The sequence below is a fragment of the Actinacidiphila alni genome, from assembly GCF_900112845.1.
Taxonomy (GTDB): domain Bacteria; phylum Actinomycetota; class Actinomycetes; order Streptomycetales; family Streptomycetaceae; genus Actinacidiphila; species Actinacidiphila alni.
Genome location: NZ_FONG01000001.1, coordinates 581,672 through 598,839, shown reverse-complemented (window position 1 = coordinate 598,839; position 17,168 = coordinate 581,672). Strand labels below are relative to the sequence as shown.

Below are 17,168 nucleotides of genomic sequence, written 5' to 3'. Positions count from 1 at the left end.
CGTTCCGCCACCTGAACCACGGTCACATACGGGCGCGACGCTAGGCAGCGCCGCCGATTCATGTCAACCGGCTTTCGGCGCCGGTCGCCCCGCCGGAGGGGCGCTGGGACATGGTTGCCACGATCAGGTCCGGATGCGGGAGGATCAACTCCGGTTCATGGAATGATCGTTAAGTAGCATTTAACGGCGAGCGCGGAAGGGGGCCTGCATGGAGCGGTACGAGATGGAGACGTTCCTGACCCTCGCCGAGGAACTGCACTTCGGCAGGACCGCGATGCGGCTGCGGGTGACCACCGCGCGAGTGAGCCAGGTGATCAGCGGGCTCGAACGCCGCGTCGGCGCCCCCCTGTTCGAGCGCACCAGCCGCAGTGTGGCGCTCACCCCGATCGGCCGCCGGCTCCACGACGACCTGCGGCCCGCCTTCGAGCGGCTGGAGGCGGCGCTCGCGACGGCCGTGGCCGAGGGCCGCGGGGTCACCGGACTGCTGCGGGTGGGCTTCGTCGGCGCCGCCGCCGGCCGGCTGCTGGTCCGGGCCACCGACCGCTTCCGCACCCGGCACCCCGGCTGCGAGGTGGAGATCAGCGAGGTCCGGATGGCCGAGGCACTGGAGCGGCTGCGCGCCGACGCGCTGGAGCTGCTGATCGCCTGTCTGCCGCTGTCGGGGCCCGACCTGGCCAACGGTCCTGTGCTGCTGTCCGAGCCGCGGATGCTCGCGGTGCCCACCGGGCACCCCTTCGCCCGCCGCGGCTCGGTCTCGGTGGAGGACCTGGCGCACGCCGATGTGCTCCAGGCGCCCTGCTCGCTGCCCGACCACTGGCGCGAACCGGGCTCGCCCCGGCTGACCCCGGCGGGCCTGGCGATCCCACTCGGCCGGACGGCCGCGACCTTCCAGGAGATCCTCGCGCTGGTCGGCGCGGGCGAGGGCGTCTTCCCCGTCGGCGCGCACGTCACCCGCTCGCCCACCCCGCCCGATGTGACGTACGTGCCCTTCCACGACACACCGCCGCTGGACTGGGGGCCGGTCTGGCGCACCTCGCGGGCCACCGCGCGGATCCGCGCCTTCACCGAGGCGGCGGCCGTCGACCAGATGGCGTGAGCGGGCGCCCGCCCGGCCCCCGGGGCCGTCAGCGGGCGTACACCGCCACGAAGTCGCGGGTGGCCTGCACGTAGTAGCGGTCCGGCGGGTCCTCGAAGTCGAGGATGTTGGTGGGCTTGGGATTCGACGGGTCCTTGCTGCCGTCGTAGGACATGAAGGACGGCCACGCCCGGTTCATGTCCAGCGGCATGGCGCGGACCGCGCCCGCACGCTGCATCAGTTCGGCCAGCGTCCGTGCCGACAGCGCCTGCCCGACGACCATGATGATGTCGCCCTGCGCGGTGACGCCGACGCCGGAGCGCTCGACGAACATCTTGCTCTGGTCGGTGACGCCCCACTTGGAGTCGTCGCCGATGTCGGGCACGACCCGGCCGCCGTCGACCATCAGCTCCAGGCACTGCCGGACCCCGACGACGTCCTTGGTCATGTGCACATCGCGGCCCCAGACCCCGATACGGATCGAGCCGTCCTTGTAGAAGACCTCGGAGGCGGCGCCGTCCCGCAGGTCGCCGGCCGTCTGGCCGTTGAGGTAGAAGCCGCCGCGCGAGCCGCCGTCGGTCACACGGAAGCCGCCGTTCCAGGTGGCGACCAGGCCGGTGCGCTGCCCCTTGGGGATGGTCGGCGGCACGGAGAAGGTGCCGCCGGGCTCGCGGAATCCGGGGTGCAGCTGGAAGCGGGCGTGCTTGCCGCTGATCCAGGCGACGGCCGCCTCGTACGAGGTGTGGTCGCCGTCCGGGCGGACGTAGGTGCCCTGCACGATCGGCTGGCCGTGCGCGCTGGAGAGCGTACGGAAGACGCCCTCGCCGGGCAGGCCGGGGGTGACCAGCGGGCGCATCGGGGCGCGCAGCGGGATCACCGGGGCCGCCGGGGCCGCGGCGGGCGCGCCCTTCGGGGCGGCGCCGGCCGTCGTGGCGGGCGCGGTGGCCTTCATCCGGGCCAGCGCGTCGGCCGACAGGGTGCCGCCGACCTTCGGCGGATGCATGTTGTACTGCACGTCCTCCAGCTTGTTGACCACGAAGCCCAGTTCGTGGTCGCGCGCCCACTCGGCGAGCCTGGCCATATTGCTGTCCTTGCCCGGGTAGGTCAGCGCCTGGCCGACCGACCAGCCCACCGTGCCGGCGCACAGCACGCAGACGCCGAGGGCGCTGCGGGTGACCAGCTTGCGGCGGCGCAGCTGAACCGCCGTCAGGTCGCGTTTGTGCTTCCAGGGCAGCAGGCGTCTGCGGCGCGGCCGGCCGCCGCCCCCGCCCGCCGCTTCCGCGGAGTCGGCGTCGTCCCGCCGCTGCGCGATCTGCCCGCCCGTCTGCTGGGTCATGGCGCTCCTCGCCGTCGTTACCGCCCGCGCCGCCCATGCGGCGCTGCGATGACCTTTTAAGACTATTTTCAGATGCTATGACCGTTTGACGACTCCCCCAATCGCGGCACGCGCGGAAACACCCGGCCGCCGCACGCGCCTGACGGCCGATCAGCGGCATGCGGGGGACGCCGGGGGGCCGGGCCTACTCCCCCGGGAGCAGCCGGCCCGCCTTCCCCACGACGACGCGCCGCCCACCGGCCGCCGCCTACCGTGGGCGGGCCCGGGCGCCCCCGCGTCCGGCGCTCCCTCCCCGGTCAGGAGTCCGGCACCATGTCCGCCACGGCAGCAGCAGCCACCGCCGTATCCCGCCGCGTCCCGGTCCGGGGCGCCGAGCGCCTGTCGTACGCGGTGGGCGCGGTCCTCGTCGGCTCCGGGCTCTTCCACCTGGCGGTCTTCGCGGTCGACGGCGGGCCGTGGGACGGCCCGGTGTCCTGGCGCAAGCCCTTCACCTTCGGCGTCTCCTTCGGGCTGACCCTGATCGCCCTCGCGTGGGTGACGTCCTACCTCACGGTCGGCGAGCGGACCCGTACGGTCCTGCTCGCGCTCTTCACGGCCGACTGCGTCCTGGAGGTCACCGGGATCACCGTGCAGGCGTGGCGGCACGTGCCGTCGCACTTCGACATGGAGACCCCGGTGAACACCGCGGTCGCGATGTCGCTGGCCGTCGGCGGCGGGCTGCTGGTGGTGGTCCTCACCGTCTTCGCCGCGGCGGCCTTCCGCGAGCCGCCCGCGGGGCCCGCCGGGATGGCCCTCGCGCTGCGGGCCGGTTTCGCGCTGCTGATGGTCGGGCTGCTCTCGGGCGCCGCGATGATCGCCCGTGGTGTCGTGGACACCAGGACCGGGCACCAGCAGGAGGCGTATCACTCGACCGGCGACCTCAAGCCGCTGCACGGCGTGAGCCTGCACGCGGTGCTGGTGCTGCCCGCGCTGGCCTGGCTGCTGTCGCGCACCTCCTGGTCGCCGGCCGTACGGCAACGGATCGTGCTCGCCGCCGCCCTGGCCTACGTGGCCGCCGCCGTGGGCGCGCTCTGCTGGGGCCTGGCCACCACGTAGGGTGCGGCCACGACACACCCCGAGGCGGATACGAGCACGGTCCGCCACGGGGTCCGGCCAACGGGGAGGGCGGATGGCGGATCCGGACGAGGCTACGGCCGGCGCGGGGGCTGTCGACGCGGGGGCTGTCGATACGGGGGCGGTCGGCGCGGTGCTGGCCCGCGCGGGGTGCCGCGCGGCACCGTGGGCGAACAGCTGCACCGGGTGCGGGACTTCGTCGGACCGCGGCTGGAGGCGGCGCTGCGGGCCGCCGCGGACGGCGGCTGAGCCCGGCCCCCTCCGGGACCGCGGACGGCGGTCGCACGGCCGCTTCGTACAGGTTTTCCAGGACGTCAGTACCGTGACAGGCGTCGGTGCCACCATCTGATCACGTACCCGCGCACGCACTCATCTGGAGGCACGCATGAGTACCGACACCCGTTCAAGTGCGCATACCCGGCTCGACTTCACCATGATGTACGCGGTGCACGACGCCTTCCGGCGCGACCTCGGGCGGCTGGTCGCGGCGGCCGACCCGCGGACCGGGAGCCTGCGGGCTTTCAAGGCGGGCTGGGCGAATCTCACGTATTACCTGGACATCCACCACACCGCCGAGGACACCGTCCTGTGGCCGCCGATGCGCGGCAAGGTCGGCTCCGATCCCGAACGCAAGGCGCTGCTGGACGCCATGGAGGCCGAGCACGCGGTGCTCGACCCGCTGGTCGCGGCGGTCGACGCGCGGCTCGCGGCCGGCGACACCACCGGCCTGCCGGCGGACGTCACGGCGCTCCGCGAGGCGCTGACGGCGCACTTCGACCATGAGGAGGAAGCGGGTCTGCCGCTGGTGGACGCCGTCGTCAGCGCCAAGGACTGGGACGCCTTCGGCGAGGAACAGCGCAGGCGGGTCGGCACCAAGGGGGCCGCCTCGTTCTTTCCCTGGCTACTGGACAGCGCGCCTGCCGCCACCGAGCAGAAGGTCCTCGCTCTGGTCCCGGGGCCGATCAGGCTGCTCTTCCGCAAGACCTGGCGTCCGAAGTACGAGAAGAACTCGCCCTGGGGGCAGTTCTCCCGCTCCTGACGACTCCCGCCTCCGGCCGCGGAGCGGACGCGCGGCCGGAGGCGGGGCGGCCGCGGGGCACCGACCCGCGGCGGCCCCCGCCCCGTCAGAGCGCGAGCACGGCCTTGCCGTTGACGCTCCGCCGGCCGAGGCCGCGCAGCACGGGCTCGGGGTCGGTCCAGGAGGCCACCAGGGCGACCTGCGGGTCCAGCCGTTCCTCGACGACCAGTTGGAGCAGGAAGACCAGGTCGTGGGCGACGTCGTGCCGGGCGATCTCGTCGATGAGGAAGACGTAGTGCAGGCTGACGCCCGGCCGGGCGCGCCCCCAGTCGCGGGGCAGCCGCAGCTCCGCGCCCGCGGTGTTGCCGAAGGCGACGACGCTGCCGCCGGCCACGACCGGGCGGAACGCCTGGGTGAGGACGTCGCCGCCGCAGCTGTCGAGCAGGATGTCGACCGGTTCCTCCGGGTCGGTGCCGTAGACGGCGACGACATCGGCGCCCAGTTCCGCGAGACCGTGCTCGCGGTCGGCCGAGCCGACCCAGGCGATCACATGGGCGCCCGCCGCCGAGGCGAGCTGGACCGCCGCGCGGCCGACGCCGCCGCCCGCGCCGGTGATCAGTACGGTGCGGCCGAGCAGCCGGCCGGCCCGCTGGAGGCTGTAGAGCGCGGTGAGCCCCGCGACGGGCAGCGCCGCGGCGGCGGCCCAGTCCACGGTGTCCGGCAGCCGGGCCAGCCTGCGGGTGTCGATCGCGACCCGCTCCGCCCAGCCGTCGCCGTCGGCGAGGCCGACCACCCGGGTGCCCGCGGCAGGACCCGAGCCGTCGGCCGCCGCCCGCAGTACGGTGCCCGCCACGTCCCGGCCCAGCCGGGCGCCCGGCGGGAGTTCGCCGATCGCGGTCAGTTCACCGCGGTTGACGGCCACCGCGCTGACGGTGACGAGCGCCTGCGTCGGCAGCGGTTCGGGCTCCGCGACCGCGTCGAGCCGTAAGGCACAGTCGGGGCTGTCCGTGGTGACCAGGGCTTTCATCGGCTACTCGCCTTCTACGTCACATGTCATGAGTGGGATTCCGCTTGTCCTCCTGGTATCTAGAGCCGATCGCCCGGCACGCTGTGACGCGGACGGCGGCCGTGACGGCGCCGGCCGCCGCCCCCTCGGTGAGGGAGCGGCGGCCGGTGCAGGGTGCCGCGCGCGGCCGGCCGGGAGCCGGCGGCCGCGCCGTGCGTCACGGCAGGGTCGCGACGACCGCGGCGTAGGACAGTCCTGAGCCGTAGCCGAGCAGCAGGGCGGTGTCCCCGGAGTGCGCCGCGCCCGAGGCGAGTACGGCCTCCATGGCCTGTGGGATGGACGCGCCGGAGGTGTTGCCGTTGGTCACGATGTCCTTGGCGACCGTGACGTCCGGCGGCAGCCCGATGGACTTGGCCATGCTGTCGATGATGCGCTCGTTCGCCTGGTGCGGGATGAACGTGTCGAGGTCGGCCGGGCCGATGCCCGCCACGTCCAGCGCCTCCTTGGCCACCTTGGCCATCTCGTAGACCGCCCAGCGGAAGACCCGCTGCCCGTCCTGCCGCAGTGCGGGGAACTTGTGGGTGGGGTCGTCCTTGAGCACGTCCCAGGGTGCCGTCTGCTCGATCGCGTCGGCCTGCGAGCCGTCCGCGCCCCAGACCGCCGGGCCGATGCCCGGGGTGTCCGACGGGCCGATTACGACGGCCCCCGCGCCGTCGCCGAAGATGAATGCCGTCGAACGGTCACTGAGGTCGAGCAGGTCGGTCATCCGCTCCACGCCGACGACCAGGACGTGGCCGCCCCGGGCGCGTACGGCGTCGGAGGCGAGCACCACGCCGTGCACGAAGCCCGCGCAGCCCGCGGTGATGTCGAAGGCCGCGGCTTCGGTGGCGCCGATCCGGTGGGCGATCTCGGTCGCGATCGCCGGTGTCTGCATCAGGTGGGTGAAGGTGGCGGCGATCACACAGGTGATCCGGTCGGGGGTGAGACCTGCCGCCGCGATCGCTTTGCTCGCGGCGTGCTCGGCCATCACACCCAGGGTCTCGTCGGGACCGGCCCAGCGGCGGGTGACGATGCCGGTCCTGGAGCGGATCCATTCGTCCGACGAGTCGATGTATCGACAGACTTCGTGGTTGTCGACGACCGACCGGGGCCGGTACGCGCCGACACCGAGAATTCGGGTGTGCCGTGCGCCGTCTGGCACGGCGATCTCAGCTTTCATGGGAGCCTTTCAGGCCATCGGCCATGGATGGGGGTCAGACCTTGGATCAGGCAGTGACCCATCGTCCTCGACGCGGTACACGCCACCGAACGCGGGGTCACCATACGAATGATCCCGCCGATTCATCAGGAAAGAAGAGCAATCCTTCGTCCACATCCAGAGGTGGCCTGGAATCGACGGTGGGGCACCATGTCAACTCGGCTCCCACCGCTCTGACATGGGACTTCGTGGTCCGTCCCGGTACCGGCACGGTCCTTCCCACGGCTGAATCACCCCCCTTGCGGCGCGTCCTGCGGAACTAATCCCGTGCGGTAAACGGCATATGGCGCACGGGGGTTCCGCCGAAAGGGCAATTGACATCAATGGCATATCGTGAAGCGACCGAGCCAGCCCCTTGAAGGCATCGTATTCTGTTACCGAGCAGTATCGGCCACTCGGCCGGTCGCGGCGGTCAGCGCTGCGCGGGCGGCTCGTCGGAGATCGCCCGGGCCAGCGCGGTGCGGCCGTACTCCACGGCGCCGCGCCGGTACGCCCGGTCGTAGGCCGCGTCGCCGACCGACGCGCGGGCGGCGCTCTCGCACTGCTCGCGCACCCCGCGCAACTCCGGTGTGCCGCGCTGCGGATGGCCCACGCTGCGCCAGTACGTCTCGCCGACGCCGTAGACGGTCGCGGCCTGTTCGCCCCGGCCCTGGGCGGCGAGCGCGGCGGCCAGCAGGTCGAGGCCGAGCGCGATCCCGAAGGCGTCGCCCAGCAGCCGCTTGCTCTCCAGCATGGTGCGGGCGTGGCCCGCCGCCTCCTGCGGCTCGGCCTGGAACAGGGCGATCAGGGCGAGTTGGTACTCCAGATAGGACAGCGTCCACACCTCGCCGAGCTGGGCACAGTGCTGCCGCAGCTCCAGCGCGCGGGCCCGGGCCTCGGGCAGCCGGCCGAGGCCGGTGAGCGCGAAGACGCCGACGAGGTGGCAGCGCAGCCGGGAGGACGAGTCGAACGCCCAGCCGGGTACGGCGGCCAGCGAGGCGTCCACGAGGTCGAGGGCGTCCTCGGCGCGGCCGGTGAGCAGCGCCAGCAGCCCGGCGACGTACGCGGCGGCGAACTGCGCCTCCTTGTCGCCGTCGTGCGCGGCGGCCCTGGTGGCCAGGTCGCTGATCCGCAGCGCCGCCGGGTACTCGCCCTGGAGGGTGACGGTCACGCCGAGCGCGCACAGCGCCCTGGTGTGTTCGGGGCCGGGCGTGTCGTGGGCGGCCAGGGCGCGGTCCAGATAGCGGCGGGCCTCCTTGAGGTGGCCGCAGCAGGTCCAGAAGAAACAGAGGAGGCCGGCCAGTTCCGCCGCGCGGGCCGGCTCGGCGACCAGCAGGTGGTCGAGCGCGGTGCGCAGATCGGTGTGCACCTCGTCTATCTGCCGGTAGCAGCGGGCCTGTTCACCGGTCGACCAGAGATTGTCGGCGCGCCGGGCCATCGCCAGGAAGTGCCCGGCGTGCCGGTCGGCAAGCTCCCGCTCCTCCCCCAGTTCGCGCAGCCACTCCTGGCCGTACTCACGGATGGTCTCCAGCATCCGGTAGCGGTGGCCGTCCCTGCGGACCACCGACTGGGCGACCAGCCGCTCGACGCCGGCCGCGACGGCGTGCTCGGCAAGTGGACCGCCGGAGGTCACCGCGCGGGCGGCGGCGAGGTCGAAGGGGCCGCGGAAGACGGTGAGCCGGGACCACAGCAGCCGGTCGAGCGGCTCGCACAGTTCGTGGCTCCAGCCGATGGTGGTGCGCAGGGTGCGGTGCCGGGGCGGCCAGACGAAGCCGGAGCGCGCCAGGACCTCGAAGCGGCGGCCGAGCCGGGCGGCGACGTCCTTGACGCCCGCGGGGCCGACCTGGGCCGCCGCGAGCTCCAGCGCCAGCGGAATGCCCTCCAGGCGGCGGCAGAGCGCGACGGCGGCCTCGGCGGCGCCGGGCGCGGTCAGCGCGTCGGGGGCGGTGTCGGCCACCCGGCGGGTGAACAGGGTCAGCGCGTCCTCGCCGTCCACGTCCAGCGGCCCGACCTCGACCAGGTCCTCGCCCGCCAGACGCAGCGGCCTGCGGGTGGTGGTCAGTACGGTCAGGCCGGGCGCGGCGGTGAGCAGCTCGCCGACCAGCTCGGAGCACTCGTCGATCAGGTGCTCGCAGGAGTCGAGCACCAGCAGCAGCCGTTTGTCGGCCAGCCACTCGCACAGCGCCTCCACCGGCATGCGCGGTGAGTGGTCGGACAGGTCGACCGCGTCGGAGACGGTGGCCAGCAGCAGATCCGCGTTGTCCAGCGTCGACAGGTCGGCCCACCACACCCCGTCGGGGAAGCGCGGCGCGGCCCGTGCGGCGGTGCGGGCCGCCGCGCGCTGCGCGATCCGGGTCTTGCCGACACCGCCGGTGCCGGTGAGCGTGACCAGCCGGTGGGTGGCGAGCGCGGTGTCGAGCCGCGCCAACTCCTCGTGCCGGCCCACAAAACTGGTGGTTTCCTCCGGGATGTGGCCCATCATGGGGACAGCCTGGCATCGACCGGCCACGCAGGGCAGTCGCGCGACCGGATCGAGATCCACCACGGGCGCCGGACGGGCCGCGAGCCGCCCACGTATACCCGTTGAACCGGCCGCGACACCGAAGCCGCACCGGAAGCACGCAATATCAAACATTCGGCGAGCCGAACCTCCAGGCCCGACCGACGCTTTGGTGCATGTTGTGCCTTCCGGTTCGATCGTGCTCGCACCCCCTCCGAACAGCCATGATCCGGCCGCTACGCTGAACCGGCCGACGCGCGCGCCGCGACGGTGAAAACGAACGGCCAATGTCCGCGCCACCTGCACATCACGGTCCGGCAACGCATCCGTAATGGGGCGTTGACGCCCCTGGGTATCTGGCGTAGAACTACCCCTGCGGTTGAGATGGCGTTTCATCTTGGTGACTTCTGTTGGAAATCGATAGGTCGCAGGCCCTCCAGAAACGTCCACTCCGCCATCGTTCGCCTGCCGCATCCGGAACGGCCACACACACATGGAGGCACCATGTCGGACGTCGAATCAGCGGGAAGCGGCAACAACGCCGGTGTGTCACCGACGCGCAGGAACGTACTGAGGGGCGTGGCCGGTGCGGCCGGCGTCGCCATGGCCGGCGGGCTGCTCGCGGCCTGCGGCAGCGACGACGACAAGAAGAGCAGCCCGAGCAAGTCCTCCGGCGGCACCGTGGGCGGCACCGTCACCTTCGGCTCCAACTACTCCGACGCCGCCCCCAAGGCCGCGTTCGCCGCGCTCACCCAGGCCGCCGCCGCGAGCACCAAGGCGCAGGTCAAGATCAACACGGTGGACCACAACACGTTCCAGCAGAACATCACCAGCTACCTCCAGGGCACGCCGGACGACCTGTTCACCTGGTTCGCGGGCTACCGCATGCAGTACTTCGCCGCGCAGGGCCTGGCCCAGCCGCTCGACGACGTGTGGGAGAAGATCGGCGGCAACTTCGGCGACGCCGCCAAGAAGCTCTCCACCGGTCTTGACGGCCACCAGTACCTGGTGCCGCTGTACAACTACCCGTGGGTGGTCTTCTACAACAAGAGCCAGTTCAAGGCCAAGGGCTACTCGATCCCCACCACGTGGGACGACTACATCGCGCTGGCGAAGAAGATGAAGGGCGACGGCATCGTCCCGATCGCCTTCGGCGACAAGGACGGCTGGCCGGCGCTCGGCACCTTCGACATCCTCAACATGCGCATCAACGGCTACGACTACCACGTCAAGCTGATGAAGCACGAGATCCCGTGGACCGACCAGGGCGTGCACACGGTCTTCCAGCACTGGGCCGAGATCATGCCCTACATGCAGACCGGCGCGAACGGGCGGATCTGGCAGGACGCGGCCAAGACGCTGGAGACCAAGAAGGCCGGGATGATGTTCCAGGGCACCAACCAGGTGGCCGCGCAGTACGTCTCGGACAAGGCGAACCTGGACGACCTGGACTTCTTCACCTTCCCGGCGATCAACCCGGCGTACGGCCAGGACTACATGGACGCGCCGACCGACGGCTTCATGCTCAGCAAGAAGGCCAAGAACCCCGACGCCGCCAAGGCGATCCTGGAGTACATCGGCACCGGACAGGCCGAGTCGGACTTCCTCAAGACCGACCAGTGGGACGTCGGTCTGGCCACCGGCCTGCAGGTCCCGACGTACAACGCGATCCAGAAGAAGTCGGTCACCGAGATCGCCAAGTGCAAGGCGGTCGCGCAGTTCATGGACCGCGACGCCGACCCGGCGATGGCCACCGCGATGATCTCGATCATCCAGAAGTTCATCGACGACCCGAGCACGGGCAACATCGCCTCGCTGCAGAAGAGTGCCGAGTCGCAGGCGAAGGCGATCTACTCCTGATGAGTTCCACCTCCCAGACGCCCGCCCCGGCGGCGGCGGTCACTCCGGCCCAGCCGAAGGTCCGCCGCCGCCGGGGCATACGCAGGCTGAACACGCGCGACCGGGTGGTCGTGGCGCTCCTGCTGGGCATACCGCTCCTGCTCGACCTGGTCTTCGTCTGGTTCCCGGCGATCGGCACGGTGCTGCTGTCGTTCACCAAGTGGAACGGCGTCGGCAGTCTGCACACCAAGACCTGCCAGCCGAACATGCCGTCGATCCTCAACAATGGCTGCTGGTACGGCGTCCAGAACTACCACCAGGCCGCGACCATCTATCCGGAGTTCTGGCCGGCCGTCCGGCACAATCTCATCTGGCTGGCCGTCTTCGTCCTGATCGCCACCCCGCTGGGCATGCTCTTCGCCGTCCTGATCGACCGCGGCATCCGGGGCAGCCGGATGTACCAGAGCATTCTCTTCCTGCCGGTGATGCTGTCGCTGGCGCTGGTCGGGATCATCTGGGAGTTCATGTACTCCCAGAACTTCGGGCTGATCAACACCGTCATCGGGCGCAACGGCAATGACAACGCCATCGACTGGCTCGGCAATCCGCACCTGAATCTGTGGGCGGTGCTGGTCGAGGCGACCTGGCGGCAGGCCGGCTATGTGATGGTGCTGTACCTGGCCGGGCTCAAGGCCGTCGACCCCACGCTGCGCGAGGCGGCGCTGATGGACGGCGCGAACGCGTGGCAGACCTTCTGGCGGGTGATCTTCCCCGTGATGCGGCCGATCAACATCGTCATCATGGTGGTCACCGTCATCGAGTCGCTGCGCGCCTTCGACCTCGTGTACATCACCAACAAGGGCATCAACGGCCTGGAACTGCTCTCGGTGCTGGTCACCTCCAACATCGTCGGAGAGACCCAGCGGGTCGGCTTCGGCTCCGCGCTCGGCGTGGTGCTGCTGGTGATCTCGCTGGTGCCGATCAGCATCTTCCTGTACCAGACGTTCCGCCGTGAGGAATCGCGATGACCACCGATACCCTGTCGCGGCCGATCGCCGAACCGGCCGCCGGGCCCTCGGGCCCCCGCAAGCCCAAGCCCTGGGGGCAGATCGCCTCCCAGGTCTTCCTGATCTGCGCCTCGATCCTGTGGCTGCTGCCGATCGCCTTCGCGCTGTACGTGGCGGTCCGCCCGTACAGCGACACCCGCAAGTACGGCTATGTCTCGATGCCGCACCACATCACGTTCAAGAACTTCAGTGACGCGTGGACGCAGTCGGACATGGGGCACTTCTTCTGGAACTCGGTGCTGATCACCGTACCGGCGGTGATCATCGTGCTGGCGCTGGCGTCGGGGGTGGCCTTCGTGCTGACCCGGGTCAACGTGAAGCTCAATGTCGCCCTGCTGATCCTGTTCACGGCGGGCAATCTGCTGCCCCAGCAGGTCATCATCACCCCGCTGTACCGGATCTACCTCAAGATCCACCTGCCCGGCTTCCTCAGCGGCAGCGGGCTGATGTACAACTCGCTGTTCGGCCTCGTCGTGATCAATGTGGCCTTCCAACTCGGCTTCTGCGTCTTCGTGCTGAGCAATTACATGAAGTCGATCCCCGAGGAGATGTACGAGGCCGCCCTGGTGGACGGCGCGGGGCTGTGGACCCGGTTCTGGAAGCTGACCCTGCCGCTGTGCCGTCCGGCGCTCGCGGCGCTGGCGACGCTGCTGACGACCTGGATCTACAACGACTTCTTCTGGGCCATCACCTTGATGTCGTCCGGCGACAAGCGGCCGGTCACCTCCGCGCTGGCCAACCTCCAGGGGCAGTTCGTGTCCAACCAGAATCTGATCGCCGCCGCCGCGATGATCGCGGCGGTGCCGACCCTGGTGGTCTACGTCCTGCTCCAGAAGCAGTTCATCGCCGGTCTCTCGCTGGGCTCCAGCAAGGGCTGAGCGCCGTACCGCCGTACCGCCCGCACCACCAGGCCGCCCCCGGGAAAACCATTTCCCGGGGGCGGCCGGTTTGTTACGGCAACATTGACAGCGCCGCGCCGGGGTCGTTAAGTTCCAGACGTCCCGCGCCGCAGGCCCTGCATCGGAGTCGCGTTGGCTCACATAGGTTTTGTGCACGCCATGTACGAGCAGAAGATCAGCGCGTATGCCACGGCGCGGCGCCTGGGCCACCGCATCACCGTCATCGGACCTGAATTGCCCGAATGGGCAATGCCCTTCGTGTCCGGGCACGTCAAGGTGGCCACCGATACTGTCACGGAAATGGCCGCGGCTCTGGACGAGTTACGCCGCTGCCACGCCATCGACCCGTTCGACGGTGTGGTGACCTTCTGGGACCACGGTGTCGTACCGACCGCGGAGATCGCCGCGGCGCTCGGCCTGCCCGGCGGGCAGGCCGTCGACTGCGCCAGGGCGGGCCGCAACAAGGCCGCCATGCGTGAACGCCTGGCCGCCCACGATGTGCCGTGCCCGGCCTCGGCCCGGGTCAGCGACTGGCCGCAATTGGCCGCGGCGGCCGGCCGCATCGGATATCCGGCCATTTACAAACCGACCGGCGGCGCGGGCAGCGCCGGTATCTTCCGCGTCGATTCCGCGGACCGGCTGCTTCCGGTCTACGAGGAGGCCGCGGTGTACGCGGCGCCCGACGCCGACACCTTCTTCGCGTACTTCCCACGTGAATTCGTCTACGAGGAGTACGTGACCGGCTGCGAAGTCAGCGTCGAGGGCGTGGTGAGTGCCGGAGACATTCGGATATCCGGTGTCACGGACAAGGTGGTGGCCGCCGACGCCTATTTCACCGAGTACCAGAATTCCTTTCCCGCCCGGCTGTCCGAGGACGAGCGCCGGGAGGCGGTGGACATCGCGACCCGCGCGGTGGCGGCGCTCGGCCTGGACGCCTGCGGATTCCACGTCGAGGTGATGCTGACCCCGGCGGGCGGCAAGGTCATCGAGGTGAACGCCCGGCTCGGCGGCGGCTTCATCGCCTCCCACCTGGTGCCGCTGGCCGGCGGCGACGATCTGCTGGCCGCCGCCCTGGACGCGGCGACCGGCCGCCCGGTGCTGCTGGGCGCGCGGCCCGACGCGGGCTCCTGCAACCGCTATCTGCTGGCCGACCGGCCCGGCACCGTACGGGCCTGGGAGGGGCTGGACCAGGCACGCGGCATGCCGGGCGTCGTCGAACTGGGCGTCCTCAAGAAGGCCGGCGACCCGGTCGCGCTGCCGCCGGAGAACTTCTTCGCCCACCAGCTCGCCCATGTCGTCACACGGGGCGCCGACGCCGACGAAGCGGTCCGCAGGGCCGAGGACGCGCTGGGCGTCCTGAGGTGCCGTATCGACTGAGCGGCGCACGGCCGGGGGCCCGGGACACACGGCGGACCACCGGTGCCACTTCATCACCACGGGGGATCAACAATGGAACATCCGCTGCTGCTCCTGGGCGGCGCCAGCGCCGCGCCCGGACGCGACAGTCTCGATCAGGCCGCGGCCCGCGGCCTGTCCGTATGGCTGGCCGACACACCCGCGAACCTCGCGGCGTGTCCCGAACTCACCGCGCGCGCCGAGCGGGTCGTCGCGCTCGACCACACCGATGTCGACGCCTGCCTGGCCTGGGCGGACACCGAGGGCGCCACGCGGCGCTTCGCCGGTGTGTACGGCTTCCGCGAGCAGGCCGTGGAGGCCGTCGCCGCCGTCGCCGAACGGCTCGGCCTGCCCGGCAACGGCCGGGAGACCGTACGGCTGCTGCGGGACAAGCACGCCTGCCGCGGCGCGCTGCGCCGGCACGGCTTCCCGCAGCCCGCCTCGCTCGTCACCGCCGACCGGACCCGGGTTGCGGCCTTCCTCGCCTCGACGCGCGGCCCCTGGGTGGTCAAACCCCCGGTCGGCCAAGGCAGTTCGGGGGTCAGCATGCTCGCGGACGCGGCCGGCCTCGACCGGGCGCTCGCCCATCTGACGGGCGCCTCCTCCGGACCCGGGATCCTGATCGAGACCTTCCAGCCGGGCCGCGAGTACAGCGTCGAGGGCGTCTGCGTGGACGGCGCGGGTCATGTCCTGGCGATCACCGAGAAGCAGACCACGGGCGCGCCGCACTTCGTGGAGACCGCGCACAGCCTGCCCGCGCAACTGCCGCCCGCCACCGCCGAATTCATCGTCGACACGGTACGGGACGCACTCGCGGCGCTCGGGGTGCGCTGGGGCGTCTTCCACGTCGAATGCTGGGTGGACGGCGACCGGGTGGTGCTCGGCGAGGTGCACAACCGGCCGGGCGGCGACCACATCCACACCATGACGCAGCACATCACGGGCGTACCGCTGCACGGCACCGTCTTCGACCAGATGATCGGCCGCCGGGTCGACCCGGCGGTGCTGCTGCGGGCCCGCGGCGGCGTGCTGCGCGGCGCGGCGGCGGGCGGCGGCGCCGCGATCCGCTTCCTGCTGCCACCACCCGGCCGGGTCGCGTCGGTGACCGGATGGGACGCCGTGCGCGCCGATCCGCGCGTGCTCGTCGGGCAACTCGGCCTGCGCGAAGGCACCGTGGTGCCGCCGCTGACCTCGTCGGACGACCGCCCCGGCTTCGTGGTCGCGACGGGCGCGGACCGCGCCGAGGCGGTCGCCGCCGCGGCCGAACTGTGCGCCGCCGTCACGATCGGCACCGAACCACCGGACGCCGTCGGCGCACCGGCCACCGGCCCCGCGCGTACGGCGCGCGGGGGCAGCGGAGCGGCCGGGACCGATCCGGGGGCCACGGGCCCCACGCGTACGCACCGGACCACCGACCGCACCGCCGAGGAGGCCAGGGCATGAGCGCCGATCCCCAACTCACCACCCTGCGCGCCGCGTTGCCGGTCATCGCGGCGGGCGGCTACTTCAACAGCGGCTACACCGGGCCGTTGTGCGCGCCCGCGCACGAAGCGGTGGTCGCCACCAGCGCGCGGGAGTTCGGCACCGGCCGGATGGGCGCGGCGGCCCGCGCGATCCGCGACGCGGTGCAGGGCTCGGCCCGCCGCCGGGTCGCCCGGCTGCTCGGCGCCGCCGAGGACGAGGTGGCGCTGACCCATCACACCACCGACGGCATGAACGTCATCGCGCACGGCTTGGACTGGCGGCCGGGCGACAACGCGGTGACCACCAAGGTGGAGCACAAGGGCGGTCTGCTGCCGCTCGGCGTGCTCCGCGACCGGCGCGGCGTCGAACTGCGCACCGTGGACTGGACGCCGGGCGAGCCGCAGCGCGAACTGCCGCGCAGACTGGCCGCCGCGATCGACGGCCGCACCCGGCTGGTCGTGCTCTCCCATGTGAGTTACGTGGACGGCGGGGTCCTCGACCTCGCGCCGGTGATCGAGGCCGCGCACCGGCACGGCGCCTTCGTGGCGGTCGACGGCGCCCAGTCCGCGGGTGTCCTGCCGGTCGACGTACGGGCGCTGGACGCGGACGCGTACGCCGTGTCCGGGCAGAAGTGGCTGTGCGGTCCCGAGGGCACCGGCGCGCTGTATCTGCATCCGCGCGGCCTCGACCGGGTGGCGCAGACCTGGGTCGGCTGGGCGTCGGTGGACACCTGGGAGCTGGACGGGCACTTCGTACCCAATCCCGATGTGAGCCGGTACGAGGTCGGCACCCGCGGTCTGCCGCAGATCGCCGGATTCGCCGCCGCCCTGTCCTGGCACCTGGAGGAGGTCGGCACCGCGTGGGCGGCCAAGCGGACCGCGGACCTGGCCGAGGAGGCCCGGCAGACGCTCACCGGGCGCCCCGGTCTGACCGTCCTCACTCCCGACGACCACACCGGGCTGCTCACCGTACGGACCGAGGTGCCCGCCGAGACGGTGGTGCGGCGCATGGCGGAGCGCGGCTTCACGGTGCGGACGATCCAGGGCTACGACTGCGTCCGCGCCTGCGTCGGCTGGTTCCACACCGCGGACGAGGTCGCGGCGCTCACCTCGGCACTGCTCGATGCGACAGCGCCCGATACGGCAGCGTCCGATACGGCAGCGCTCGACGCGGCAGCGTCCGATACGGCGCGGCCCGATACGGCCGGCGCGTGAGCGCG

13 protein-coding genes are annotated in these 17,168 nt (G+C 71.6%); 9 read left to right on the top strand and 4 right to left on the bottom strand.

Annotation, left to right across the window (positions count from 1 at the left end):
• The first annotated feature begins 208 nt into the window (after positions 1-208).
• Positions 209-1,096, top strand: coding sequence for a LysR family transcriptional regulator (locus BM076_RS02425; RefSeq protein ID WP_093711603.1), 888 nt, complete (start codon positions 209-211; stop codon positions 1,094-1,096).
• 28 nt (positions 1,097-1,124) lie between these two features.
• On the opposite strand, the gene BM076_RS02420 is transcribed toward BM076_RS02425, so the two are convergent.
• Positions 1,125-2,411 carry a phosphodiester glycosidase family protein gene (locus BM076_RS02420; protein WP_093711602.1) on the bottom strand — a complete coding sequence of 429 codons (1,287 nt, stop codon included), beginning with the start codon at positions 2,409-2,411 and terminating at the stop codon, positions 1,125-1,127.
• 312 nt (positions 2,412-2,723) lie between these two features.
• On the opposite strand from BM076_RS02420, the gene BM076_RS02415 reads away from it, so the two are divergent.
• Positions 2,724-3,506 (top strand): hypothetical protein, encoded by a 783-nt coding sequence (locus BM076_RS02415; RefSeq protein WP_093711601.1) that lies wholly within the window; start codon positions 2,724-2,726, stop codon positions 3,504-3,506.
• A 403-nt stretch (positions 3,507-3,909) separates the two neighbouring features.
• A complete protein-coding gene (locus BM076_RS02410; protein ID WP_093711600.1) occupies positions 3,910-4,563 on the top strand; it encodes a hemerythrin domain-containing protein in 654 nt (217 codons plus the stop codon).
• A gap of 85 nt (positions 4,564-4,648) precedes the next feature.
• On the opposite strand, the gene BM076_RS02405 is transcribed toward BM076_RS02410, so the two are convergent.
• From BM076_RS02405 to BM076_RS02395, 3 genes are all read right to left on the bottom strand, one after another.
• A complete protein-coding gene (locus BM076_RS02405; RefSeq protein ID WP_093711599.1) occupies positions 4,649-5,569 on the bottom strand; it encodes a zinc-binding dehydrogenase in 921 nt (306 codons plus the stop codon).
• 196 nt (positions 5,570-5,765) lie between these two features.
• Positions 5,766-6,767, bottom strand: coding sequence for a beta-ketoacyl-ACP synthase III (locus BM076_RS02400; protein WP_093711598.1), 1,002 nt, complete (start codon positions 6,765-6,767; stop codon positions 5,766-5,768).
• Between the two features lie 451 nt (positions 6,768-7,218).
• Positions 7,219-9,267, bottom strand: coding sequence for an ATP-binding protein (locus tag BM076_RS02395; protein WP_093711597.1), 2,049 nt, complete (start codon positions 9,265-9,267; stop codon positions 7,219-7,221).
• A 621-nt stretch (positions 9,268-9,888) separates the two neighbouring features.
• Between BM076_RS02395 and BM076_RS02390 the strand changes: the two genes are divergently transcribed.
• From BM076_RS02390 to BM076_RS02365, 6 genes are all read left to right on the top strand, one after another.
• Positions 9,889-11,145 (top strand): ABC transporter substrate-binding protein, encoded by a 1,257-nt coding sequence (locus BM076_RS02390; RefSeq protein WP_093711747.1) that lies wholly within the window; start codon positions 9,889-9,891, stop codon positions 11,143-11,145.
• Positions 11,145-12,152: a carbohydrate ABC transporter permease gene (locus tag BM076_RS02385; RefSeq protein WP_093711596.1), complete on the top strand. Its 1,008-nt coding sequence runs from the start codon at positions 11,145-11,147 to the stop codon at positions 12,150-12,152. Before BM076_RS02390 ends, BM076_RS02385 begins: the two co-directional genes overlap by 1 nt.
• A complete protein-coding gene (locus BM076_RS02380) occupies positions 12,149-13,069 on the top strand; it encodes a carbohydrate ABC transporter permease (protein ID WP_093711595.1) in 921 nt (306 codons plus the stop codon). Before BM076_RS02385 ends, BM076_RS02380 begins: the two co-directional genes overlap by 4 nt.
• Positions 13,070-13,249: 180 nt before the next feature.
• On the top strand, positions 13,250-14,467 hold the full coding sequence (locus tag BM076_RS02375) for an ATP-grasp domain-containing protein (protein ID WP_093711594.1): 1,218 nt from the start codon (positions 13,250-13,252) through the stop codon (positions 14,465-14,467).
• 72 nt (positions 14,468-14,539) lie between these two features.
• On the top strand, positions 14,540-15,928 hold the full coding sequence (locus tag BM076_RS02370) for an ATP-grasp domain-containing protein (protein ID WP_093711593.1): 1,389 nt from the start codon (positions 14,540-14,542) through the stop codon (positions 15,926-15,928).
• Positions 15,925-17,163, top strand: coding sequence for an aminotransferase class V-fold PLP-dependent enzyme (locus BM076_RS02365; RefSeq protein WP_177246288.1), 1,239 nt, complete (start codon positions 15,925-15,927; stop codon positions 17,161-17,163). The genes BM076_RS02370 and BM076_RS02365 overlap by 4 nt, the downstream gene beginning before the upstream one ends.
• Positions 17,164-17,168 lie beyond the last annotated feature (5 nt).